The following is a 21995-nucleotide window of genomic DNA, read 5'->3' on the forward strand; positions in this document are numbered from 1 at the left end:
GGGCTCACTCGGCAAGGTTGGGCAGCGCGAGGCGCGACGAGTCTTCTCCGGTCTCCTCGATGCGCGGCCGGTTGCCGTTCATGCGCGAGATGGCCTCGGTGTCGATGTCGCCCGTGACGTACACGCCGTCGAAGCAGGAGGCATCGAAGCCGTCGAGCTTCGGGTTCAGCGAGCCGATGGCGCGCTTCATGGCGTCGACGTCCTGGTAGATCAGCGCATCGCAGCCGATCAGCTCGCGGATCTCCTCGACCGTGCGGTCGTGCGCCACCAGCTCGTCCTTGGTCGGCATGTCGATGCCGTAGACGTTGGGATAGCGCACCGGCGGCGCCGCGCTCGCGAGGTACACCTTGCGCGCACCGGCGTCGCGCGCCATCTGCACGATCTCGCGGCTGGTGGTGCCGCGCACGATCGAGTCGTCGACCAGCAGCACGTTGCGGCCCTTGAATTCGCTCGCGATCACGTTGAGCTTCTGGCGCACCGACTTCTTGCGCACGCCCTGCCCCGGCATGATGAAGGTGCGGCCGACGTAGCGGTTCTTGACGAAGCCTTCGCGGTACGGCACGCCCAGCAGGTGTGCCAGCTGCGTCGCGCTCGGCCGGCTCGATTCGGGGATCGGGATGATGACGTCGATCTCGCTCGGCGGCACGGTCGAGACCACGCGCTTGGCCAGTGTTTCGCCGAGGTTCAGGCGAGCCTGGTAGACCGAGATGCCGTCGAGCACCGAATCCGGACGCGCCAAATAGACGAACTCGAAGATGCAGGGGTTGAGCGTGGGCGCGTCGGCGCATTGCTCGGCATGCACCTGGCCCTGCAGGTCGATGAAGACCGCCTCGCCCGGTGCGATGTTGCGCTCGAACACATGGCCCGAGCCTTCGAGCGCGACCGATTCGCTGGCCACCATCACGGTGCCGTCGGCATTGCGGCCCATGGCCAGCGGCCGGATGCCGTAGGGGTCGCGGAAGGCCAGCAGGCCGTGGCCGGCGATCAGCGCCACCACCGCATAGGAGCCCCGCAGGCGGCGCTGGGTGTTGCGCACCGCCTCGAACAGGGTGGCCGAATCGAGCAGGCGGCCGCGGGTGGCGCGGTCGAGCTCATGGGCCAGCACGTTCAGCAGCACCTCGGAATCGCTCTCGGTGTTGGTGTGGCGGTGGTCGGTGGAGAACAGCTCGGCCCGCAGCGCGTGCGCGTTGGTGAGGTTGCCGTTGTGCACCAGCACGATGCCGAAGGGCGCGTTGACGTAGAAGGGCTGCGCCTCTTCCTCGCTGTAGGCATTGCCGGCGGTCGGGTAGCGCACCTGGCCGAGGCCGACGTCGCCCGGCAGGCCGCGCATGTTGCGGGTGCGGAAGACATCGCGCACCATGCCCTTGGCCTTGTGCATGAAGAACTTGCGCTCCAGCAGCGTCACGATGCCGGCGGCATCCTGGCCGCGGTGCTGCAGCAGCAGCAAGGCGTCGTAGAGCAGTTGATTGACGGGAGCGTTGCTGACAACGCCGACGATTCCACACATGAAGCGATCCTCTCAGGGCAGGTAGCTTGCCAACTTATCAGGCAGCGCGGGTTTCAGGCCCTGCAATGCCGCATCAAGAACAATGGCGCTGCGCGATCCGTGCCACCAGGCACTGTCGCTCAACGCCAGCAAATGCACACACACCGCGACGGCGAGCATCGCCACCGCGCCGCGCGCCGCGCCGAACACGCCGCCGAGGATCCGGTCCACCGGCCGCAGCCCGACCGCGGCGACCAGCTTGCGCGTCAGCGCCGCCAGCAGCCCGACACCGAAGGCCACGCCGACGAACACCAGCACGAAACCGGCGGCATAGCGCCAGCTCGCGGCCGGGTCGCCGATCGGCAGCCAGCGCCCCACGTCCTCGGCCAGCCACTGGGCGGCCACGAAGGCCACGACCCAGCCGGTCAGCGATATCACCTCGAACACCAGACCTCGCACCAGGCCCAGCAGCATCGACACCACGATCAGCGCGACGGCAATCCAGTCGAGCGTGGCCACGTCGTCCGCGAGCCTACAAGCTGAGGACGGCGGCCGACAAAGACAAGCCCTTGACCTTGGCCGCAGCGCGGTCAGCCTCGGCGCGATTGCCGAAGGGGCCGACACGCACCCGCGTGCGCTCGCCATCGGCCGTCTTGGCGACGCTGGTATAGGTCTTGAGCCCGGCCTTTTCAAGCTTCTGGCGTACTTCCTTGGCCTTGTCGGCGTCGGCGAAGGCGCCGACCTGGACCACGAAGCGGCCGTTCTCGTCGGCCGGCTTGGCGGCAGCGGCTGCGACAGCCGCCGTCGGCTTGCCCTCGAGCAGCGCGCGGGCGCGGGCGGCTTCATCCGGGGTGGCCGGCTTCGGCGCGGCGGGCTTGGGCTCCGGCTTGGGTTCGGGCTTGGCCTCGGCCCTGGCTTCGGGCCTGGGCTTCGGTTCGGGCTTGGGCTCGGGCTTGGCTTCCGGCTTCGCGGCTGCCGGCCGGCTTTCGGGTGCGGCTTCCGCGACCGGCCTGCTCGCCGGGATCTCGGTGCCGTCGGCCGACTCGGTGATCATGCCGCCATCCGGACTCGCGGGGGCCGCGGACACGGGCTTGTCGGCGGCCGGCGCAGCCGGTGCCGGGGTGGCAGGCAGGGCCAGCGGCTTGGCCTTGTTGCGGTCGGGAATCTCGATCGGGATGTCGACCGAGATCGGGCGCGGCTGGGTATCGAAGAGCAGCGGGAAACCGATCACGCCGATCAGCACCAGGACGGCTGCGCCCAGCAGACGGTGGCGTGCGCGGCGGCGCATCGCCTCGATGCTCTCCGCCGGCGCGGCGGCGACGGTGCTTCGCCCTTCGTTGCCTTGAGGCCCGCGAGCGCGGAACTTGAAGAACGCCATGAAGTTCGTTTTCCTGGGGATGCAGCTTGCGGTTGAAACTGGAGGAGAGGGCGCCGGAAATCAGGCTGTTTCAGGAGCCGGGTGACAGGTGCCTGGCGCCCAGACGGGGTGTTCCGTGCTCGAGCACACCACCCACGGTGAAGAACGATCCGAAGACCACGATTCTATCAGCGGGGTCCGCGCGCTCGATGGCGGCCTGGAGCGCTTCCATGGGCGCGCCGTGGACGCTGGCCGAGACATCCTTGCGCGTGTTCTGGGCCTGCCAGCGCGCGATCAGGTCGTCGGCCCGGGCGGCGCGCGCCGTCGGAAGGTCGGTGAAGTACCAGCGGTCGATAATCGGCCCGATGCGGGCGAACATCGGCGCCAGATCCTTGTCGGCCATGACGCCGAAGACCGCGTGGGTGGTCGGATAGAAGCCCATGGCGTCGAGGTTCTCGGCCAGGGCCGCCACCGCGTGCGGGTTGTGCGCGACGTCGAGCACCAGCGCCGGCTCGCCCGGCACGATCTGGAAGCGGCCCGGCAGTTCGACCATCGCGAGGCCGTTGCGCACCGCCTGGGCGGTGATCGGCAGCCGCTGGCGCAGCGATTCGATCGCCGCCAGCACGCCGGCCGCATTGACCAGCTGGTTGGCGCCGCGCAGCGCCGGATAGGCCAGCCCGCTGTAGCGGCGGCCGCGGCCGCTCCAGCCCCACTGCTGCTGATCGCCCATCACGTTGAAATCGCGGCCGACGCGCCAGAGATCGGCGCCGATGGCCTCTGCATGGTCGACCACGCTTTGCGGCGGCACCGGATCGCTGACGATCGCCGGCCGTCCGGCGCGCATCACGCCGGCCTTCTCGAAGCCGATGCTCTCGCGGTCGTTGCCGAGGAATTCCATGTGGTCGAGGTCGATGCTGGTGATGACCGCGCAGTCGGCATCGACGATGTTGACCGCGTCCAGCCGGCCGCCCAGCCCGACCTCGAGGATCGCCACGTCCGGCCTGGCCGCAGCGATGCACAGCAGGATCGCCAGCGTCGTGAATTCGAAGTAGGTCAGCGCGACCTCGCCGCGGCCCTGCTCCACCTGCTCGAAGAAGGGCGCCAGCACGGCGCCTTCGACCGCCTCGCCGGACAGGCGCAGCCGTTCCTCGAAACGCACCAGGTGCGGCGAGGTGAACACCGCGGTGCGGTAGCCCGCGTGCGTCATGATCGACTCGAGCATCGCGCAGGTCGAGCCCTTGCCGTTGGTCCCGGCCACCGTGATGACCGGGCAGTCGAAGGCCAGGCCGAGGCGCTGCGCGACCGCGCGGACCCGGTCGAGGCCGAGTTCGATGTTCTTGGGATGCAGGCGCTCGGCGTGCGCCAACCAGTCTTCTAGGGTTTTCATGGAGCCCGGAATTGTCGCCGACCGGCAGCGCGGGCATCATCGCCGCATGACAACCCTCTACGGCATACCGAATTGCTACGCCGTCTTGGGATTTCCAGACATTGCGCTAGGTTTCGATCGCACCCTTCTATAGAGGGGAAATGAGGGTAAGCTAGGGGCCGAACGTTATTCCGTAATTGCCCTAGCTTTCCTTCATTCCTAGCCTGCGCCTAGCCCCGCCATGATTAACAACCTCACAGCTGCAAACGTCTACACGCGCCCCATCGGAGTCCACAAGGACAGCCACGAGAAGGGCCTGCGCCTCGTCGTGACCGCCTCCAGCCGCATCTTCGAGTGGTACAGATGGGACCCCGTTAGCAAGAAACCCGTGCGCCGGTCTATCGGGGAGTTGTCCTCTGCGCTGACCTACGACAAGGCGCTGGCGAAGGCGAAGGAATACAACCTACGGATCCACAACGAGGAAGACCTGACGCGGCCGGCAGGGCCGGTCACGCTGCGGAGCGTGGTCGATACCTACACGCTCAAGCTCAAGGCCGAGGGCAAGAAGCAATGGTTCTGGGCCGAGCGCATGTTCGACCTTTGCTACCAAGACTGGTACGGCAAGGCGCTCGGCGACATCACGCCCGGTGACGTGGAGGACCGCCAAAATCTGTTGGGGAAGAAACCGACCACGCGCCCTCTCCCGCTGAAGGATGGGGAGAAATGGAGGGTGCAGGCTCGCGGGCCGCAGGCGGCGGCGAGAGGGCTCAAGGCACTCCGGGCCGTCTACGCCTACGCGCTCAAGAAGAAAATCTACAAGGGGGACAACGTCGGCAAGTCGCTCGCGCTCAAGGCAAGCCCGCCGCGCCAGCGGTGGCTCTCCGCCGAAGAACGGGCTGCGTTCTTGGTCGCTCTCGATGACACCTCGTTCATGCCCTACGTCCGGCCGTTCTTCCGCATCCTGCTCGCCACTGGTGTTCGCTGGGGAAACCTTGCTGCAGCGAAGTGGTCCGACATTGACCTCGACGCAGCGGTTTGGACGATCACGCCCGAGGACAGCAAGATGGGGCACGAGATGCGGGTGCTGCTGAACGCCGAGGCTGTCGCCCTCTTCCAAGCCCAGGTGGGGAACCATAAGCAGTGGGTCTTCCCCTCGCCCAAGAACTCGTCGGCTGGGCATATCGTGGAGCCCTCGTTCGCCTTCGCCAAGGTACTCGCCAAGGCGGGCATCACCGCCCATACGACGATCCATGACCTGCGCCGCTCGTTCGGCAGCGTGCTCGTCAATGGCGGCGTGCCGATCACGGTGGTGGCGAAGATGCTAGGCCACAAGAACGCGGCGACGACGATGCGCCACTACGCCGTGGTGAGCGATGAGGCGATCCGCGAGGCGCTGGCGAAGGTGGGCTAAGCACGAGTCGCAGCGGTCACCCGGCACAATGGCGCGCAAATATCCTGGAGCCATCGCATGACCGACCAGTCGCACCTCGACAGCCTCTACTTCATTGACAACACGATCTACAACTGTCCCTACTGCAATCGGCGACACGTGACCTATGCGATCACAAGCAAGACTGCGTTTGACTGGACGAAGGACAAGCAATGCTGGGCCTACTTCGCCTACTGTCGTTCGTGCAACAACACTTCCATGCACCTGTCCTTCCAGGACTTGAAAACAACGTATTTCACGAACTCCTTTAGTCGGTTCGACGACGACTTGAAGGACCTTGATTCGCGCTTCTTCTTCTCGGTGCCTACGTCGTTCTTCGTGTTGGACGACCGAATCCCCTCGGTTCTTCGCGATCTCATCACCGAAGCCGACGGATGCCTCAAGAGCAACTTCCTGACCGGGGCGTCCGCGTGCGCTCGCAAGCTCATTTACGAACTCGCCAAGCTCGCCAAGGTCGAGGGGGCCAACTACGAAGATCGAGTGAAGGCCTTGAAGGAGGTCTATCCGGCCGTTGACGGCACGTTCTTCGACACCCTGCTCTCGATCCAGTCGATGACCAGTACAAAGGTTCACGAGAACGCTCTGGATAACTGGGCTGCGAAACATCTCCGGGTAATGCTCGCTTCGATCCGCGAAGTACTGCATGAGATCTACGTGGTGCCCGCACTTCGCGCCGACCGGCGTAAGCAGGTACTAAAACTCCAAGACGAACTCATGCCGAAACCCAAGGAGGTAGCCATCGACGCTCGGGCCGCGATGGCGGCGAGGCCCAACTTGCGCAATGCCTTGCTTGACGTGATTCCGAAAGAGCCCAGCGGGCCGTCAATCGAGTAGTGCCGCCAAGGTGAATTCGTAAGTAAATGTGTCTCTGACAACAAGGACGCGACACACGGAGTGCTTATTTTCCAGGCAATTTTTGTAATTCCAGCGTCAGCTTCGCTCAAGGACGCGGGCTACAAGGCCTTTTGTCCCGCGTACTGCACCGGAAGATCACTGGTTATTCACAGCCTTGTCCACGTGACAACGGCCAAACGGTGCATATCATCTTCTACCAGGACAACAACGCGGAAATCGCAATGGCAACCTGGTTCAAGCAGTTCAAGACAAAACATTGGGACGGCGAGGTCTACAAGAACCCGCCCAACAGCCCCGTGGTTTTCATCGGCATCTCGACCCCACCGGCTCGCCGCTTCTGGCAGGAACACCGGCCCGAGATCAAGAAGGGCATGTGGTACGTGTTCTTCGCTGTGGTCGCGGCGGCGATCTTGAAGCTCGCTCATCTGACGTAGCCCGCCGACCGGGAACCCGGGGGCCGACCGGGGCTAGGAATCGCCAGCGCTGGACGGCGATCGAGCGCAGAGACGCTTTCGGGCCGAGCTAGCCCAGAGGTACAGAGGTCCCCGAAAAATTTGTCGTAGCCGAGGCCGCTGAGGCCTTCGATCCGGCGAACGAGCCGAACTCACCTCGCCAGCACGTCCTCTTTCACTTTCAGCCACTTGTCCCAACCGAAACTTTTAGCGGTGATCTTGATTACTTCGCGGGCCGTGTCGATGTCCCTGTTCATGTTAGTCCGATCTGTCCCGGACATAGATGGCACATATCGGACGAAGATCAGAAGCGTCTCATGATCGGATTGAACGATCGACAGGCTGTACGGACGCTCACTGGTGCGCTCGGCGCGAAGCTGTCCGTTGCACACGACTTCCAGCCATTCAATCCGCGTAGGCGTGTATGGCTGCAATCCGGGCGCTGAGCCCGCTTGTGAATGCGCAGCAAATGTTGGCATGCAAAGCGCAAGTATCACAAGCAAATATCGAGTCGTTCTCATAGTCCCTCCGGCAGTCGACCGCCCAGCAGATCGCCGCAGGTTATAGCAGCACTACGACACCGCCGACCAGCTTCTCCAGTGAGCCTCCTGCCCTGACCGGGGGTCTTTCCCCCTGTACCGCTCGGCGTGCAGGTTCGTCATCGTGAGCCGCTTGGGATCAACCTCGCCCTTGAGGTAGGCGATCTTGATGCGCAGCGCCGTATCTGGGTCGAGCCCGATGTAGCAGCACATATGGATGAACCATGGGGAGCACACGAACCTATCGTCATCGTCGGCGAGCCCCTGCGTCACGGCGGCGAGCATCAACTCTTGGAGCGCGGACAGGGGCGTATGGGGCAGACCGGGCGCGAGGGGTGGAACCTCGGGACCGTCTGAGAGGGGAGCGTCCCAAGGCATTGTCAGTTGAGGTAGGCGGGGACGAATGCGTTGTGGGTCGCCTCGGCCGCAGCCCCCTCCCGGTCGAGAGACACGAGCGGTTGGCTCCAGCAAGTCCAGTCACCGTCCGGGGGCACGAACGTATGAACCGCCCAATAGTCCCCGGCTTGGTCGACAAAGAGGGCCGCGTTCCAATAACCACCCTCGGAGCAGATCGGGCCAAGCTCGGCGATGAACTCGACGTTAGTCATCATCCTCTCCCGAGCCCGCGCCCGTTTCGTCCCGGCGCTTCAACCGTCGCAGGAGCGTGCGGACAACGCTCTCCGTCTCCGACACCGGCTTGTTCTCGTCGTCCTCATCGCCGAAGCTGACCGGGTTCGCAGGCCGCTTGGTCTTGCGGCGGGCCTCGATCAGCCGCTCAGCCTCGGAGAGCAGCCGAGCGATCCGTGCATCGTCGCGTTCGTAGTAGCTCACGGTTGGACTCCCTGTTGGGCGGCGATGTGGCTACCAACCTGAGCGGCGAGTTGCTTTAGCTCGGGCACCTGATGAACCATGCGCTGAACGAACTCGGCCTGCATCTCAGGCGACAGCTTCTCCACCCATTGGCGGGTCTGCGCGGGGAGACTCATCGCGCCGATCATCATGCGGATGCCCGTCTCGCTGTAGAGCGCATGGGAGAGAGCGGTGCCGCCGAGGCCGAGAGCAGCCGCACCACCAGCGACGACAGGGGCCGGTACGCCCGCCATGTGAGCCCCTGCCGCAGCCGCCGCGCCGAGACCAGGCACTCCGAGATTGCGAGACAAGGAACGGCTGAGGCCGGTCCCCGGCTCGTTCAACGTCTCCCGTGCTGCGTCGTTGAGCGCGAGGCGGGGATCACGGGCTGATACCTTGGAGCGCGTCGAGGCGGCACGGAACTGATCCGGCGTGAACTGCCCCCGCGTGCCGGTGGCCCGCTCGGTGGCGATGTTGACGGGGAGCATTCGCTTGTACGCCCCGTTGAGCTGCGTCAGCATTTGCAGCACCTGGGGATCGTTGCTCTTGAGCGCATCCCGCATGTTCGACTGGAGCGCGTAGAACGCCATCCCGAGCGGATGGTCGGCCGGGTTGTCGCTATGGGCGTGCGAGCGGGCGAACTCACCAATTTCACGGTCGATCTTCTTGGCGGTCACGCCGTCGATCGCATTGCCCTTCTGGACCAACGGCGCGATCTTCTGGGCGTAGTAGCGGGCGACAACTCCCTCTTGGGCGTCGGTCAGAAGCGGGATGGATCGAACGGCTTGCTGCGTCTGCCCTGCGGCGCGCTTTACGTCCTGCGGAGTCAGGAACGTCTGGGGCTTAACGCGCTCGTACGCTTGGTCAATCTGGGCGTTGATCTGGCGCACCGCCTTGAAGCCCGAGCCGTCATGGGGGATGCCCGTCTCCTTGAGGGCTTGGTCAATCTCGGCCTCGCTGTACTGCTTCAGGGCACGCTTCTTTGCCCGGTCAACAGCGGCTCCCGCCAATGGGAAGCTCGACAACGTGCGCTCCGCACCGGCGACGATGCCCTCACCGCCGAAGGCTTGTCCTGGGCTCGGTGTGATGCCACGCTTGAGAAGCTGTTGAGCCTCGGCGGTGATCCCGCCCGTCATCCGCCCGATCAGATTCCCAGCCATGCGCCCACCAGCAGCACCGCCTGCGCCCTTCCAGGCCGCGTCACCAGGGTCGCCCCCACTCAAGCCCGCTTTGGCCGCCTCGTAGCCCGCGTTGGCCGCAACGTCGCCGACAAGCGGCGCGGCGCGTGAAAGGCCGAGCGCACGGGGGAACGCACTGGCGACCTTGGCGGCGCGAGCGATGGGGACCGCGGTCAGGGCCAACTCGGGGACCACGTTCCCGACACCGCCCATCATTCCGGTCCGGTCGTACGCGGCGTCAAGCGCCTCGGTCGGCTGCGGTCGGGCGTGTTTGAGCCCCGCAATATCCGTGATCACCTTGTCGCTCCCGGTCACGATGTTCTTCGCGCCGCGGGCGATCCCAACACCGAGGTCAGCTACACCGGTCCCGAGCACGTCCATGAAGCCCCCCGGCTCGGGCTTGAGCGCCGTCTCCAACCGCTCGCGCAAGGACGGCTCATCGACGGACGTGCCGCGAACCTCGACACGCGGAGGGGCCTTGAAGTCGTTCCAAGGCTCGCCCTTGGCGGCGGGTTGGAAGTCTTCCCACGGCTCGGCCATCACTTGCTCCAGCTGGACGGCTTCGACGGATCGCCGCCCAGGTACGTCCGACCCTTGTAGGTCATGCCTAGCATCCGTTGCTCGACCAGCGGGCGGCGCGCAGGCGTTTCATCCTTCCACTGCTGAATCAGCGCGGAGGTATCCACACTACCGGCTGGCGGCGGCTTGTAGTTCCTCGGGTTGCGAGGCTCGGGGGTCGAGTGCTGGCGGATCGCGTTCTCCACGTCGGCGCGTGGGTTGTCTACACCTGTCTCGTCGCTGGTCGATCCGCCGCGAGCTTGGCGCTCGAAAATCTCACGCAAGGTCGCCCCGATGGCGGCGCGGCGGGTCGCTGAGATCGGACGTTGAAGCGCGCCAACCGACTCCCGGATGGCCTCCACGTCAGCGTTGGTGAAGCCGGGGCCGAACATCGAGCGGTCGGCGAACTTGGCAAGTTGGGCCGAGTAGAGCTTCAATTGATCGAGCGCAACAGCATCGGACGGCGCAGCGTCCGAGTACAGCGCCTTGCCCTCGTTGAGTATGTTGCGCCCCATCGTGGTCGTCGCGGTGCCGAAGTGAGGCGCCATCTTGTCGAGCGTCGCAAGCGCCTCCCGGGCGTTCTTGATCGACTTCTCCGACTCGGCCACCCGCTTCTGGTTCGCCTCACTGGACTTCCCCCGAACGGGGAGGACGCCCGTGCCCGTAGCCGCCGCGCCGCCACCGGTTGGCGTGACCCTGCCCGTTTTCGTCCCGAACGTGCCGGTGACGATGCCTTGGTCGTTGATGATGGGGGTCAGCGTCTCCGGCTTGCCCGCAGCAATCTCGGCCGCACGGACGCGGGCCGCGTTGGCCGCCTCGGCTCGGGCGTCCTCGGCGACAAGCTTGTCCCGTGCCAAGGCACGCGCCTCGGCCCGCTCCGGTGCCTTGATGAGCCCGTCCTGGGCGTACGCCTGCATCACAGGCGCGAGAGATGGGATTTGTGTGCCTCGCTGAGCCCACTGCAGCTTGACTCGCGGGTCGGCCGTGTCCGGGGGCTGTTCGGCCATGTGACGGCGGGCGGCGTCCTGCTCCATCCGTTGATAGCCGCTCTCGTCCTTCTCGTACAGCCGCTCCTTGATTGCATCGCCAAGCTCGGCGGCGAACGGCACAGCGGCGGCCAACGGAGAAACACGGGGCAGCTTGCCGATGATCCGCGCGCCGTTGGCCTCGCGGACGGCGGAGACGAACCCGGGCTGCGCCTCGGGGGCCTGGGGGGCGGCGTAGAGGCCGGTGCGGTTGGCGGCGTCCTTGGCCTGGAGAAGCAGGAGCGCCTTGCGGCGGGCGAGCGCGTCTTGCTGCTGCATGAGCGTCGGGTTCAGGAAGCTGGTCGAGGTGTCGCCCTCGGCGTAGAGGTCAACGGGATCAAGAGGCATGGCGCTGTCTCCTATGAGCGAGAGCGAGAGCGAGAGCGAGAGCGAGATCGGATTACGGGTTCGGCCCCCACGTGCCGGTCGGGATGTCCCACGTGAGCGGGTCGGAGTTGCTGTCGATAGCCGGCGTGTCCTGCGCGGCTATGAGGGCGGCGGCGGACGGTGGCGTCACGACCACGTCCTCTGCGGCCCCAACGTGGCCGTTCTGCATGTTGCCGCCCGCGTTGGCGCGCAGTTCAGGGGTGGTGCCGATCATGTCCTGCACCGGCAGGGCGTTGCCGAGGGAGGCGATGTTGTTGATCGTTGCGGAACCATAGACGGCGGGCATGGTTGATCTCCTAGATGAGAGGCGGGGCGTTGGGGTCTACGGGGGGCACATAGCCGGGTACGTTGACGAGGCACCAGTTGATGATCCAAGTCATCTGGGCCGGCGTGGCGGGCTCGCCCCAGTTCGGCGGCGTGGACGTGTAGTCGACAGCGGCCATCTCCAGCGGCGAGAGGACGGGGCTGAACGGGTTCTCGTTCGTCGTCGGGTTGAACGGGACGCTGGGCACTTTTCTACTCGCCGGTATGAAGTCGGTACGCGGCCTCGATGGTCTCGTGGAGCGTCGGCGGGGCCGTAATGTCAACGCGGTCAACGCCGAGACGGCTTTGGAGCCCCTCGGTGACCGTGTCGGCGTCGATGTTGTCGGTCGCTTGTTTCAAGATCGCATGGGTAGGAGTGCCCGGGGCGCGGTCAGGGCGGTGCTGCTCCCGATTGGCGAAGGGCATGGGGAGGTAGGGCATGGCGTCGTCGCCCATGTACTCACCCGGGCGGGAACGCTCGTTGTTCTCCGCCCTTGCGAACTGCCGCAGGTCCACGACCAACTCCGCTGCGCGCTCGGAGGAGATGCGACCTTGCAGGATCGCTCGACGCAGCCGATTGGTGAAGCCCGGGGTGGTTAATTCGCGGGCTACTGTGGGGTCCAGGGCGTTCATATCCCCCGGGGGCCGACTGAGGGGGTTCGCGTTGGGCGGGAGTCGGGAGGTCATTGAGAGGGCTCCTTGGGCGTGGGAGGCGGCCCGGCCAGGAGGCCGCCGACGGTGCGGGAGGTCCGGAGGGCGTGCTGCCGCTGGTGCTCGGGCGGCGTGACGGGGGGCACAGGGGTTGCGGGGCGGATATGTCCCGAGGCTATGAGGCTTTCTCGCAATGAGAGGGAGCGAACGAGGGGAGAGGACATGTTTAATTCCGGTTGTATTGGGTGGGAATTAAAGACGGCGAGGCTATAGCCGATTTTACGGCGGGCTACCCTAGAAAGCGAGCGCGACAAAGGGGTTTTAGTTCCACCCTTTTAATTCTGAATATTGAGCGAGAATTACCGAATGCAGGGCTTTTGAACCCAAGTTTTTATGTGTCGTCATCCGGGCTTTTTGAAGCCCAGTTTTTATGTGCGCACCCGATCACTGTTCAGTCAAGCCAAATAGCCCCCCCACCCGCCGCTCGACCCCTCCCCCTCACAATTGCTAGCACCGAGCCAAGTCCAAACCACCGCCCAATAGGCGACCAGTGGGGCCAGGGCTTATCCACTACCACCTGAACCAACCATCCGGCCCATCGGCGCATTCCTAGCGGCGGCTGACGGTATTCTCCTGGGGAATGAAAGAATCTTGGTCAGACTGGGGCTTAGCAGTGCGTCAATAGGTCGGGGCTAGCTAGTGCCAATTCTTCGGGTTGACCTTGCCGATATCGCCCTCAGCGGGGCGATCAATGCCGTCCCAGAACACCGCCTGGGACTTCGGTTCAGCGGCCACAACTGGCGGCGCAGGTGCCTTCACAGGCCTCTTGCCGAGGTTGCGCTCAAACCAATTCGGGAGCGGTTCGGGCGCAGGCGGCGGGGTCGGAATCGGGGCCAATTCTGGTTCTGTTTTTACTTTCGATAAGAACGAGTTATCGAAAGTAGTCCCTTCCTCAGCCGCCTTCTCGACCATCCCGATAGCCATCACCGTAGCGATCTGCTCGACCTGGGCGGCGGTGAAGGTGGCGCGCTCACCGCTAGGTGGCCTGCGGCTCTCGCGTTGCTCTTCCTCGGGCACCCTCCCCCAACCACGGTCAAGCAGGGCTTGTGCAGCCTTGATGCGGGCGTCAGGCGAGCCTGTACGAAGTACATCGAGCAGAGCCTGTACCGCGTGGTGGGAAACCGACCGGGCGTACTCACGGGCGGTCAGCGCTGAGCCGTCCGCGTTCACCGTGGGCAGGACCGCTGGGTCGCGTGCGAGCCCAACCTGATCGGCTGTGCAGAGCTTGTCTAGGTAATCCTGCGGGGTCCAGAAATACAACATAGATTTCCTTGCGTTGATGGCGGCATGCCCTGTTTTTTCCCAAGCGTAGAGCCACACTTAACTTGAATCGAATTCCTCGGAATCCTCTCGCGTAGAGAGGTCTACATAACCCATTCTTTTCGAAGGTAACCCCCCCCCAAAAATCCAGGGGTTTTCGGGGATTTCGAACCAAAAAGCCCAGATTTCTGACCTCGATTCCTCGAATTCCCCTGACGAATCGAAACCCAGAGGATTTCGAGGTTTTCGATTCAAACGTCATCGTCGTCATCCAACGTAAGCACTCGACGCTTGAAATTCTTATCCAGCCTCGCACTGAGCTTCGCGTAATGCTCCCCGAACCACCGCTGGTCCGCTTCGCTTGAAAACTTCAAATGAAATTCCGGGGGGATCACGTAATTCGCGCACTCGTCATCTGCCCTCGGGTTCTTAAATGACCGGCCTCCCTCGTGATCCGGCTCGACCGCGCCGTGGGCCATTACGATGCGCACGTACCGCTTCCGCTTTTCGATCAAGTCCTGGGTAATTGCTCCACGTAGGCAATTCGGGCCTTTACTGCCCGCGAGGTCGTCACGTGAGATCGAGGTCATCTTGTTCGCGACAAGCCTGGAGTACAAATTGATGATTTCCTCACCGAATTCCGACTCAGCCGAAACGGCGTTGTAGAAGAATTCCTGGGTGTCGTAGAGGAACCCTTCGTGAAGGTCAATCGCACGTTTTAGATTGGCGCGGCTGATTTGAACCGTGCGAATTTCGATCATCGCGCCCTTGCCTGCCTCAATAGGCTCACTCACGTGATCCTTCTTGCCGGCCTCGATGTACTCGCAGACCTGAAACAATTGCGCTATCGTGAGCACTCGCGTTTCGTATTTCCCGCACCACGCAGCGAGCCCTTTCTTGCCGTCAATCGCCAATTCAGCCGTCGCTGCCTCCCGCATCTCTTCATATCGAAACCATGCCTTGTGGGCGTCCTCGGCCAAGACAAAACGGTAATTCTTGAGCGATCGGATCGTGTTAAACAATTCCCTGAGTTCGCGCTCGGCGCTGGGTAGGAGCCCTGACGTGTCGCGGTTCTTGAAATTGTTTCGGGTGATGAGGCCGAACGTGTGTCGCCCCATCATCCCGCTCGTGATCATCTTCGGCAGCGCCTTCCAGCCTCGGAAGTTGTCGAGGGTTGTAGCCATTACGAGCGAGCCGCGCAGGTTGGCTATGTCGTACATCTTGGTGCGCAGCCGCTTGCGGAACCTCACGCCGTCATGAAGGCTGCAAACCATGTGCGACATCATGTCGTTGCCCTTGTCCTGGTGGTGGGCGCCCGCGCCGTCGTAGAACATGAACGCTTCATCGCAGCCGATCATCAAAGGCTCGCCCTTGTTGTCCTCTAGCTGGTCTAGCATCGCCTCCAGGCTGGCCGTTTGTAAGAACGCGACCGTGGGGTGGTCCTTGGTTTCCTCAGTCTTGTTTCTGGAGATGATCTCGTCCCACTCGCGCTGGAACAAAGTCATGTCCTTGAAGACACCCGACTTCTTCACGCCGGTGTCGCCGACCGAGCAGGTGAAGTCGTTGACGATCCGCCACTTGTTCGGGGCGAGCGGATTGGTCTGCGTCAAGACCGTGTTACTCAAGAGCGACGAGAACACGGCGGGGACAGCGCAGACGTACGCGCCCGAGTCGCCGCCCCAACTAGCGATGCAGTTCTTGATGTAGTTTTCGACCTTCTTCGGCAACTGGCCGTACTTGTAGACCGGTGCGCCGTCGAGGCGGAAACGCGGATCGACAATATTGCCGACCTTGATCTGCTGCTCAGCGCTCAGCTCGTCTTGGATCTCGTTGTTGACGACCAGCTTGATGTTTTTGTCCTGCTCGCTCATGACCGTCCCTCCCGAACGATCTGCATGATCTTCTCCACGTAGTCACCGATGCGCCGGCCAGCGCACTTGGCGTGCCAGCACTTGAAGCCACCGCGCCAGTTGTTGCCGTCGCTCGGCGCGAAGTAGGTGGTAGAGGTCTTGCCGTCTGTGTCGTGAACGCCCCAAGGGCAGGCCACGTCGAACATGCCGGGGGATCGCTCGGGGTAGGTGTCCGAAACGATCTGGAACACACGGCGGTCGTCGCCCATCGCGGCGGTCGTGTTCGCCGTCCGGTAGCCAGGCGCAGCAGGCTGCGGCGCAGGGAACGCTTCGAGCAGTTGATCGGCGGTGTATCTGCGGCCCGCAGAGGCGATCAAACGGACCGCGTTGGGGTTCGCTATGTCCTTCACGTGCGCGAAGCCTGCAACGCGCATAGCGCGGCAGCGATCCTTGATGGTCGGGTCGGAGCCGTACGCCGCGATGATGCCGCGCTGCACGCGGTCGAACTGATCGAGCGTCAGGTCATCCGTCGCCCAGTAGGCGTGGTGCTTCCCCGGCGACGTGGAGACCAACATGGATGGCTCCAGCGGGAAAACGGGCAGCGGCTTGGTCGGGTCGTCGAAGTCGGCGAAGCAGGCCCGAATTCGGTTCACGTCCTTGGCTCGGCGGCGGGGGTAGCCATCGTCGTAGCACGGCACGTCGATGGCGTTTACACAGACATAAACGTTGTAGCCTTTTTCGTTCCAGCGGATCAACCGCTCGTAAACATCACCGAATTTGCCGTATTCATTTTGTTGCTTCGGGTGGTTTTGCGTGAAGAAGCAAAATTGATGATTAAATACATCCTCGGGTTGAAGTATTTCGAGAAATTTGACGGCAATGTCCCCGTCGAACAAATTCGCAATACTGCTCATTTCCAAGACTCCAAGTCAAAGTTTTGCTTTCCTCGGCTCTGGAAATCGGCTAAAATCGAATAGCCGATCAGCGCAATTCCGAGGTGAAATTAAGACTTAGGGGTTGGTTTAGGGTTGGCGGGGAATTAATTCATTTGAATCCTCCTTGGTCTCGGCATTTGTTACTCCATCTGACCTCTTGGAACGCCCGCAGCTAGACCCTGCGGGCGTCTCTTTTCATCGGGTCGGCTTCCAACTCCGAGGCGCTTCATCAAGGCCCGGAAGCACGTATCCGCCGGCCAGGCCTCCCACCGGTCGCTGACCGACGGGGTTGCTAGTTGGGTCTGCTTCGTGAGCTTGGCCATCCGGTCCTTCCAGTGAGGGGCCGGTTTCGGTGCTTTGTCGTCGTCCATAGTCGGTACTCCAGAGAGGTTGAATCACCTGGGTCCATTGGTCGATGACCTCGCCTTCCTCGGTCGTCCAGCACTTAGCGGCCGGATCGAACACCACGTAGATCGCATCGGCTCGACGTGCGATCAAAGATATTGGGACGGCGCGACCGTCCATGACGTCCCAAGCAACGATGGGGTAGCGCGTCTCCTTGACGTTCTCCGTCTTCAGCCCCGCGTTGATCAGGTACGCCTCGACCAACGACAGCGCGGTAGCGTTAGGGACGATCATCCAAACCTCCCCATTTCCGCCAGTTGTTCCGTCCTGGCGGCGGACGCGAGAGCCTGCTGGTGGCTTTCCTCGGCGCTGGCCGCCACCGCCGCTTGGGTATGCCGGCTCGTCTCCAGTTGCTCGCGGGACCACTCCCGCTCGGCGTCCTCCTTGGCGCGCAGTTCGGCGTACATCTGCTCTTGGCGCGCCTTGGCCGCGGCACGTTCCGCTGCACGGCGTGCGGGTAGTTCTGACTTCCACTGGTCAACCAACTTGATCCACCGGTAGAGGTCATCCTCTGCCCAAACGCGCTGACCGCCCATGAAAAGGTCGAGAGGCGGTGGCAACGGCGGAAGGGAGCCATCATGTATGCGAGCGTTCAAGCTCGCGCCGGGTAGCCCTACGGCCTGGGCGAAATGGGACGACTTCGCGTAGCAGCCCCCTACAAGCTCGGACTGTGGGATTTGGAACACCATCTTCACTCCTAGTAGCCGGCCCCGAACGCCGAAGCCCGTAGCTCTACCGTAGCCCTCGACCCCAAACCAGAACTACCGGGTTCCCCCTCGACTGGGACGCTACGAGGCGGCACGTACCAATGACGCAAGAACCTCATCGCGTCGGTACAGCACGCGCCGGCCGAAGACATAGCGTGGGGGCAGATGTGGGCGACGTTTGCAATGGGCCACGTAGAGGGCCGCAGGTGTCGTCCGCAGGATCGCCGCCGCCTCAGCGGTTGTGATGTAGTCGGGAGTCATGCGGAAACTATGCGACCAATCGGCGGGTCGATGTCGTCCAGCCGTGCGTCCACTTCGTCTAGCAGACAGAATCGTGAGCGAGCCGTGACGACGCTCAATTCCTAGTGAGTTCCTACCTTTTCATTGAAAGAGACATGTCAGTAAATCTCTACGGGATTACGAATTGCGACACCGTCAAGCGCGCCCGCGCCTGGCTCGATGAACAAGGCGTCGCCTACAGCTTCCACGACTTCAAGAAAAGCGGCGTACCCGAGGCCGAACTCGACCGCTGGCTCGTCGCTCCGGGCTGGGAGGCGCTGGTCAACCGCCGCGGCACCACCTGGCGCCGGCTCGACGACGCCACCCGCGCATCGGTGGTCGATGCGGCCTCGGCCCGCGCCGTGCTGCTGGCCAACCCCAGCCTGATCAAGCGGCCGGTGGTCAACTGGGGCGCCGGCCGGGACGTTACAACCGGATTCGACGCCACGGGGTGGAAAAGCCACGCTTTGTAAACATTTGGAACCCCGGAGGCCCAACTGCCTCCAACCGGGTTGCGAGGGCGCCCCGCCCCGGGAATTCAGGAGATCCGACATGAACAAGAAAACCGTTCGCAGCGCAGCCGCCCTGTCGCTGCTGGCCGCACTGGCCGGTTTCGGCACGCTGGCCCAGGCCGAGCAGGTGCAGGCACGGGTGATCAGCAGCTCGCCCGTGACCGAATCGAACGGCAGCATCCGCTACAACGTGACCTACGAGTACGCGGGCCGCCAGTACAACACGCGCGTCAGCAATCCGCCTGGCGCCAGCATCTGGGTGAATTCCACCGACTACGGGCTGGCCACGCCCTCCCCGGTCGCGCCGCAGCCGCAGATGGCCGCCGGCCCGCTCGACGCCCCGCAGCAGCAGCAGCAGGACTGGAGCAACGTGGTGCCCGAGCCGGGCGTGGTCGTGTCGGGCCGCGGCATGCCGGCCCAGGCGCCGCCGGTCTATGTCCAGCAGCCGGCGCAGGTCTACGCGCCGGCGCCGGTCTACGTGCAGCCCGGCCCGGTGTACTACCCGGCGCCGGCCTACTACCCGGCGCCCGCCTACGCCTACCCGCCGATCGGCATCTCGCTGGGCTTCGGCTACTCGCGCGGCTGGGGCGGCGGCGGCTACGGCCGCTGGCGCTGATCCCCGCTTCGGACCGAAAGGCCGGCCGGCAAGCCTAAAATCCACGGCTTTGCCAACCCCCAGGGGCGCGCTTCCTCCGGACGCGCCCTGTGCCTGCCGAGCGGCAGGCATTGCCAGGCCTTTCTATCCATGAGCACTACCGAAAACCTCCAGAGCGTCACGGTCTCGACCAAGGCCAACGTCTATTTCGACGGCAAATGCGTGAGCCACAACCTCACGCTGGCCGACGGCAGCAAGAAGTCGGTCGGCGTGATCCTGCCGTCGACCCTGACCTTCAACACCGGCGCGCCGGAAATCATGGAAGGCGCCGGCGGCCGCTGCGAGTACCTGCTCGCGGGCAGCAGCGAATGGCTGGCCTCGGGCCCGGGCGAGAAGTTCAGCGTGCCGGGCAACTCCAGCTTCCAGATCCGCGTCAGCGGCGAGCCCTACAGCTACATCTGCCACTTCGGCTGAACCGGAAATCCGCGCATGTCCTCCACCATCCTCCAGAACGTTCCCGCCGGCCAGAAGGTCGGCATCGCCTTTTCGGGCGGCCTCGACACCAGCGCCGCGCTGCACTGGATGCGCAACAAGGGCGCGATCCCCTACGCCTACACCGCCAACCTGGGCCAGCCCGACGAGCCTGACTACGACGAGATCCCGCGCAAGGCGATGCAGTACGGCGCCGAGAAGGCGCGGCTGATCGACTGCCGCTCGCAGCTCGCCAACGAAGGCATCGCCGCGCTGCAGGCCGGCGCCTTCCACATCTCGACCGGCGGCATCACCTACTTCAACACCACGCCGCTGGGCCGCGCGGTGACCGGCACGATGCTGGTGTCGGCCATGAAGGAAGACGACGTCCACATCTGGGGCGACGGCAGCACCTACAAGGGCAACGACATCGAGCGCTTCTACCGCTACGGCCTGCTCACCAACCCGAGCCTGAAGATCTACAAGCCCTGGCTCGACCAGCTGTTCATCGACGAACTCGGCGGCCGGGCCGAGATGTCGGCCTTCATGACCCAGGCCGGCTTCGGCTACAAGATGTCGGCCGAGAAGGCCTACTCCACCGACTCCAACATGCTCGGCGCCACGCACGAGGCCAAGGACCTGGAGCACCTCAACAGCGGCATCAAGATCGTCAACCCGATCATGGGCGTGGCCTTCTGGAAGGACGATGTGGCGGTCAAGGCCGAAGAGGTCAGCGTGCGCTTCGAGGAAGGCATGCCGGTGGCCCTCAACGGCGTGAGCTACAACGACCCGGTGGCGCTGATCCTGGAAGCCAACCGCATCGGCGGGCGCCACGGCCTGGGCATGAGCGACCAGATCGAGAACCGCATCATCGAGGCCAAGAGCCGCGGCATCTACGAAGCCCCGGGCCTGGCCCTGCTGTTCCTGGCCTACGAGCGCCTGGTCACCGGCATCCACAACGAGGACACGATCGAGCAGTACCGCATGAACGGCATGAAGCTCGGCCGCCTGCTCTACCAGGGCCGCTGGTTCGATCCGCAGGCGATCATGCTGCGCGAGACCGCCCAGCGCTGGGTGGCGCGTGCCGTCACCGGCGAGGTCACGGTCGAGCTGCGCCGCGGCAACGACTACTCGCTGCTCAACACCGAGTCGCCCAACCTGACCTACAAGCCCGAGCGCCTGAGCATGGAAAAGGTCGAAGGCGCGTTCACGCCGCTGGACCGCATCGGCCAGCTGACCATGCGCAACCTCGACATCGTCGACACGCGCGAGAAGCTGGCGATCTACACCCAGAGCGGGCTGCTGTCGGCGGCCAAGGGCGCGTCGCTGCCGAAGCTGGCGAACGACAAGGAATAGGCGCCGGGGTCAGACCACGACGGGTTCTGGTTCGAGGCGAATTCCGAAGCGCTCGTAGACGCTGGTCTGGATCGCCTTGGCCAGCGTCATGACCTCGCCGCCGGTCACCGGGTTGGCCGCGCCGCCGCGGTTGACCAGCACCAGCGCCTGGCGCTCGTAGACGCCGGCGTTGCCGACCGACTTGCCCTTCCAGCCGCAGGCATCGATCAGCCAGCCGGCCGCCAGCTTGATGCTGCCGTCGGCCATCGGGTAGTGAACGATCTTCGGGTCGCGGGCGATGATGTCGGCGCACTGCTCGGGCGTCACGGTCGGGTTCTTGAAGAAGCTGCCGGCATTGCCGAGCACCCGCCAGTCGGGCAGCTTGGCGCGGCGGATGGCGCAGATCCAGTCGAAGATCTCGATCGCCTCGGGCTGGAAATTGCCGGTCTCGTCCATCTTGCGCTCGAGGTCGAGGTAGCCCAGCACCGGCTTCCAGGGCTTGGGCAGCCGGAAGCGCACCCGCGTGATGAGCGCCCTGCCCGCCAGCCCGAAATCGTTGTCGCCGCTGGCCGCGTGCTTGAACACCGAGTCGCGGTAGCCGAAGGCGCATTGGGCGGCGTCGAGCGAGAAGGCGCGGCCGGTCTGCAGGTCGATGGCATCGAGCGATTCGAAGCGGTCCTGCAGCTCGACCCCGTAGGCACCGATGTTCTGCACCGGCGAGCCGCCCACGGTGCCGGGGATCAGCGCCAGGTTCTCGAGGCCCGGAAAGCCCTGCTGCAGCGTCCACTGCACCGTGTCGTGCCAGATCTCGCCGGCACCGGCCTCGACGATCCAGGCCCGGGCGCTTTCCTCGACCAGCCGCAATCCCTTGATCTCGACCTTGAGCACCAGCGGCTTGACGTCGCCGGTGAGCACGATGTTGCTGCCGCCGCCCAGCACGAACTTGGGCGCGTCGCGCCATTGCGCGTCGGCCAGCAGCGCCGCGACGTCGGCTTCGCCGGTGATGCGCGCCAGGTGCTGGGCGCGCGCGACGATGCCGAAGCTGTTGTGCTGCTGCAGCGGTACGTTGTGCTCCACGATCATGGGAGAATTGTCGCATTCGCACGCCGCGCGACACCGTGCGCGGTTCA

25 protein-coding genes are annotated in these 21995 nt (G+C 64.3%); 7 read left to right on the forward strand and 18 right to left on the reverse strand.

Going from position 1 to position 21995, the window contains the following annotated elements; all coding sequences use genetic code 11:
• Window positions 1–4: 4 nt before the first annotated feature.
• From purF to folC, 4 genes are all read right to left on the reverse strand, one after another.
• Window positions 5–1507, reverse strand: coding sequence for an amidophosphoribosyltransferase (gene purF / locus QTI45_RS11235; protein WP_286654394.1), 1503 nt, complete (start codon window positions 1505–1507; stop codon window positions 5–7).
• A gap of 12 nt (window positions 1508–1519) precedes the next feature.
• Window positions 1520–2005, reverse strand: coding sequence for a CvpA family protein (locus tag QTI45_RS11240; protein ID WP_286368774.1), 486 nt, complete (start codon window positions 2003–2005; stop codon window positions 1520–1522).
• Window positions 2006–2018: 13 nt separating this feature from the next.
• Window positions 2019–2864, reverse strand: coding sequence for an SPOR domain-containing protein (locus QTI45_RS11245; RefSeq protein WP_286654395.1), 846 nt, complete (start codon window positions 2862–2864; stop codon window positions 2019–2021).
• 70 nt (window positions 2865–2934) lie between these two features.
• A complete protein-coding gene (folC, locus tag QTI45_RS11250) occupies window positions 2935–4242 on the reverse strand; it encodes a bifunctional tetrahydrofolate synthase/dihydrofolate synthase (RefSeq protein WP_286654718.1) in 1308 nt (435 codons plus the stop codon).
• Window positions 4243–4450: 208 nt separating this feature from the next.
• Between folC and QTI45_RS11255 the strand changes: the two genes are divergently transcribed.
• From QTI45_RS11255 to QTI45_RS11265, 3 genes are all read left to right on the forward strand, one after another.
• Entirely contained in the window at window positions 4451–5620 is a 1170-nt protein-coding gene (locus QTI45_RS11255; RefSeq protein ID WP_286654396.1) for a tyrosine-type recombinase/integrase, read from the forward strand.
• A 57-nt stretch (window positions 5621–5677) separates the two neighbouring features.
• Window positions 5678–6493, forward strand: coding sequence for a hypothetical protein (locus tag QTI45_RS11260; RefSeq protein ID WP_286654397.1), 816 nt, complete (start codon window positions 5678–5680; stop codon window positions 6491–6493).
• A 242-nt stretch (window positions 6494–6735) separates the two neighbouring features.
• Window positions 6736–6948 carry a hypothetical protein gene (locus QTI45_RS11265; protein ID WP_286654398.1) on the forward strand — a complete coding sequence of 71 codons (213 nt, stop codon included), beginning with the start codon at window positions 6736–6738 and terminating at the stop codon, window positions 6946–6948.
• A 170-nt stretch (window positions 6949–7118) separates the two neighbouring features.
• Here QTI45_RS11265 and QTI45_RS11270 read toward each other — a convergent pair whose 3' ends face one another.
• The 13 genes from QTI45_RS11270 to QTI45_RS11330 form a co-directional block, all read right to left on the reverse strand.
• A complete protein-coding gene (locus tag QTI45_RS11270) occupies window positions 7119–7445 on the reverse strand; it encodes a hypothetical protein (RefSeq protein ID WP_286654399.1) in 327 nt (108 codons plus the stop codon).
• A gap of 93 nt (window positions 7446–7538) precedes the next feature.
• Window positions 7539–7790: a hypothetical protein gene (locus QTI45_RS11275; protein ID WP_286654400.1), complete on the reverse strand. Its 252-nt coding sequence runs from the start codon at window positions 7788–7790 to the stop codon at window positions 7539–7541.
• Between the two features lie 95 nt (window positions 7791–7885).
• Window positions 7886–8113 carry a hypothetical protein gene (locus QTI45_RS11280; RefSeq protein WP_286654401.1) on the reverse strand — a complete coding sequence of 76 codons (228 nt, stop codon included), beginning with the start codon at window positions 8111–8113 and terminating at the stop codon, window positions 7886–7888.
• The gene (locus QTI45_RS11285; RefSeq protein ID WP_286654402.1) at window positions 8106–8336 is read right to left on the reverse strand and encodes a hypothetical protein; all 231 of its coding nucleotides are present in this window, start codon (window positions 8334–8336) and stop codon (window positions 8106–8108) included. The genes QTI45_RS11280 and QTI45_RS11285 overlap by 8 nt, the downstream gene beginning before the upstream one ends.
• Window positions 8333–10072: a hypothetical protein gene (locus tag QTI45_RS11290; protein WP_286654403.1), complete on the reverse strand. Its 1740-nt coding sequence runs from the start codon at window positions 10070–10072 to the stop codon at window positions 8333–8335. Before QTI45_RS11290 ends, QTI45_RS11285 begins: the two co-directional genes overlap by 4 nt.
• The gene (locus tag QTI45_RS11295) at window positions 10072–11463 is read right to left on the reverse strand and encodes a hypothetical protein (protein WP_286654404.1); all 1392 of its coding nucleotides are present in this window, start codon (window positions 11461–11463) and stop codon (window positions 10072–10074) included. The genes QTI45_RS11290 and QTI45_RS11295 overlap by 1 nt, the downstream gene beginning before the upstream one ends.
• A 52-nt stretch (window positions 11464–11515) precedes the next feature.
• Window positions 11516–11788 (reverse strand): hypothetical protein, encoded by a 273-nt coding sequence (locus tag QTI45_RS11300; RefSeq protein ID WP_286654405.1) that lies wholly within the window; start codon window positions 11786–11788, stop codon window positions 11516–11518.
• A 230-nt stretch (window positions 11789–12018) separates the two neighbouring features.
• Window positions 12019–12438, reverse strand: a complete 420-nt coding sequence (locus QTI45_RS11305) for a hypothetical protein (RefSeq protein WP_286654406.1) — start codon at window positions 12436–12438, stop codon at window positions 12019–12021.
• A 714-nt stretch (window positions 12439–13152) separates the two neighbouring features.
• The gene (locus QTI45_RS11310; protein WP_286654407.1) at window positions 13153–13836 is read right to left on the reverse strand and encodes a hypothetical protein; all 684 of its coding nucleotides are present in this window, start codon (window positions 13834–13836) and stop codon (window positions 13153–13155) included.
• Window positions 13837–14027: 191 nt separating this feature from the next.
• Complete coding sequence (locus tag QTI45_RS11315) at window positions 14028–15647, reverse strand: DUF3987 domain-containing protein (protein WP_286654408.1); 1620 nt, start codon at window positions 15645–15647, stop codon at window positions 14028–14030.
• Window positions 15644–16540: a DNA-primase RepB domain-containing protein gene (locus tag QTI45_RS11320; RefSeq protein WP_286654409.1), complete on the reverse strand. Its 897-nt coding sequence runs from the start codon at window positions 16538–16540 to the stop codon at window positions 15644–15646. The genes QTI45_RS11315 and QTI45_RS11320 overlap by 4 nt, the downstream gene beginning before the upstream one ends.
• A 216-nt stretch (window positions 16541–16756) precedes the next feature.
• Complete coding sequence (locus QTI45_RS11325; RefSeq protein WP_286654410.1) at window positions 16757–17200, reverse strand: hypothetical protein; 444 nt, start codon at window positions 17198–17200, stop codon at window positions 16757–16759.
• A complete protein-coding gene (locus tag QTI45_RS11330; protein ID WP_286654411.1) occupies window positions 17197–17655 on the reverse strand; it encodes a hypothetical protein in 459 nt (152 codons plus the stop codon). Before QTI45_RS11330 ends, QTI45_RS11325 begins: the two co-directional genes overlap by 4 nt.
• 413 nt (window positions 17656–18068) lie before the next feature.
• Here QTI45_RS11330 and QTI45_RS11335 point away from each other — a divergent pair, with 413 nt between their 5' ends.
• The 4 genes from QTI45_RS11335 (at window position 18069) to argG (ending at window position 20886) form a co-directional block, all read left to right on the forward strand.
• Window positions 18069–18425 carry an ArsC family reductase gene (locus QTI45_RS11335; RefSeq protein WP_286654412.1) on the forward strand — a complete coding sequence of 119 codons (357 nt, stop codon included), beginning with the start codon at window positions 18069–18071 and terminating at the stop codon, window positions 18423–18425.
• A 79-nt stretch (window positions 18426–18504) separates the two neighbouring features.
• A complete protein-coding gene (locus QTI45_RS11340) occupies window positions 18505–19080 on the forward strand; it encodes a hypothetical protein (protein WP_286654413.1) in 576 nt (191 codons plus the stop codon).
• 129 nt (window positions 19081–19209) lie between these two features.
• Window positions 19210–19533, forward strand: a complete 324-nt coding sequence (ppnP, locus tag QTI45_RS11345) for a pyrimidine/purine nucleoside phosphorylase (RefSeq protein WP_286368770.1) — start codon at window positions 19210–19212, stop codon at window positions 19531–19533.
• Window positions 19534–19548: 15 nt separating this feature from the next.
• Window positions 19549–20886, forward strand: a complete 1338-nt coding sequence (argG, locus tag QTI45_RS11350; protein ID WP_286368769.1) for an argininosuccinate synthase — start codon at window positions 19549–19551, stop codon at window positions 20884–20886.
• 9 nt (window positions 20887–20895) lie between these two features.
• On the opposite strand, the gene murB is transcribed toward argG, so the two are convergent.
• Window positions 20896–21948 carry a UDP-N-acetylmuramate dehydrogenase gene (murB, locus tag QTI45_RS11355; RefSeq protein WP_286654414.1) on the reverse strand — a complete coding sequence of 351 codons (1053 nt, stop codon included), beginning with the start codon at window positions 21946–21948 and terminating at the stop codon, window positions 20896–20898.
• Window positions 21949–21995: the final 47 nt, after the last annotated feature.

It is taken from the genome of Variovorax saccharolyticus (genome assembly GCF_030316765.1).
In the GTDB taxonomy this organism is placed as follows: domain Bacteria; phylum Pseudomonadota; class Gammaproteobacteria; order Burkholderiales; family Burkholderiaceae_C; genus Variovorax; species Variovorax saccharolyticus.

What these genes read in the sequence shown, in the direction of transcription:
- purF (WP_286654394.1), bottom strand. Translation starts at nt 1,507, where the DNA reads ATGTGTGGAATCGTCGGCGTTGTCAGCAACGCTCCCGTCAATCAACTG.
- QTI45_RS11245 (WP_286654395.1), bottom strand. Translation starts at nt 2,864, where the DNA reads ATGGCGTTCTTCAAGTTCCGCGCTCGCGGGCCTCAAGGCAACGAAGGG.
- QTI45_RS11255 (WP_286654396.1), top strand. Translation starts at nt 4,451, where the DNA reads ATGATTAACAACCTCACAGCTGCAAACGTCTACACGCGCCCCATCGGA.
- QTI45_RS11260 (WP_286654397.1), top strand. Translation starts at nt 5,678, where the DNA reads ATGACCGACCAGTCGCACCTCGACAGCCTCTACTTCATTGACAACACG.
- QTI45_RS11265 (WP_286654398.1), top strand. Translation starts at nt 6,736, where the DNA reads ATGGCAACCTGGTTCAAGCAGTTCAAGACAAAACATTGGGACGGCGAG.
- QTI45_RS11270 (WP_286654399.1), bottom strand. Translation starts at nt 7,445, where the DNA reads ATGCCAACATTTGCTGCGCATTCACAAGCGGGCTCAGCGCCCGGATTG.
- QTI45_RS11275 (WP_286654400.1), bottom strand. Translation starts at nt 7,790, where the DNA reads ATGCTCGCCGCCGTGACGCAGGGGCTCGCCGACGATGACGATAGGTTC.
- QTI45_RS11280 (WP_286654401.1), bottom strand. Translation starts at nt 8,113, where the DNA reads ATGACTAACGTCGAGTTCATCGCCGAGCTTGGCCCGATCTGCTCCGAG.
- QTI45_RS11290 (WP_286654403.1), bottom strand. Translation starts at nt 10,072, where the DNA reads ATGGCCGAGCCGTGGGAAGACTTCCAACCCGCCGCCAAGGGCGAGCCT.
- QTI45_RS11295 (WP_286654404.1), bottom strand. Translation starts at nt 11,463, where the DNA reads ATGCCTCTTGATCCCGTTGACCTCTACGCCGAGGGCGACACCTCGACC.
- QTI45_RS11300 (WP_286654405.1), bottom strand. Translation starts at nt 11,788, where the DNA reads ATGCCCGCCGTCTATGGTTCCGCAACGATCAACAACATCGCCTCCCTC.
- QTI45_RS11305 (WP_286654406.1), bottom strand. Translation starts at nt 12,438, where the DNA reads ATGAACGCCCTGGACCCCACAGTAGCCCGCGAATTAACCACCCCGGGC.
- QTI45_RS11315 (WP_286654408.1), bottom strand. Translation starts at nt 15,647, where the DNA reads ATGAGCGAGCAGGACAAAAACATCAAGCTGGTCGTCAACAACGAGATC.
- QTI45_RS11320 (WP_286654409.1), bottom strand. Translation starts at nt 16,540, where the DNA reads ATGAGCAGTATTGCGAATTTGTTCGACGGGGACATTGCCGTCAAATTT.
- QTI45_RS11325 (WP_286654410.1), bottom strand. Translation starts at nt 17,200, where the DNA reads ATGATCGTCCCTAACGCTACCGCGCTGTCGTTGGTCGAGGCGTACCTG.
- QTI45_RS11330 (WP_286654411.1), bottom strand. Translation starts at nt 17,655, where the DNA reads ATGGTGTTCCAAATCCCACAGTCCGAGCTTGTAGGGGGCTGCTACGCG.
- QTI45_RS11335 (WP_286654412.1), top strand. Translation starts at nt 18,069, where the DNA reads ATGTCAGTAAATCTCTACGGGATTACGAATTGCGACACCGTCAAGCGC.
- QTI45_RS11340 (WP_286654413.1), top strand. Translation starts at nt 18,505, where the DNA reads ATGAACAAGAAAACCGTTCGCAGCGCAGCCGCCCTGTCGCTGCTGGCC.
- ppnP (WP_286368770.1), top strand. Translation starts at nt 19,210, where the DNA reads ATGAGCACTACCGAAAACCTCCAGAGCGTCACGGTCTCGACCAAGGCC.
- argG (WP_286368769.1), top strand. Translation starts at nt 19,549, where the DNA reads ATGTCCTCCACCATCCTCCAGAACGTTCCCGCCGGCCAGAAGGTCGGC.
- murB (WP_286654414.1), bottom strand. Translation starts at nt 21,948, where the DNA reads ATGATCGTGGAGCACAACGTACCGCTGCAGCAGCACAACAGCTTCGGC.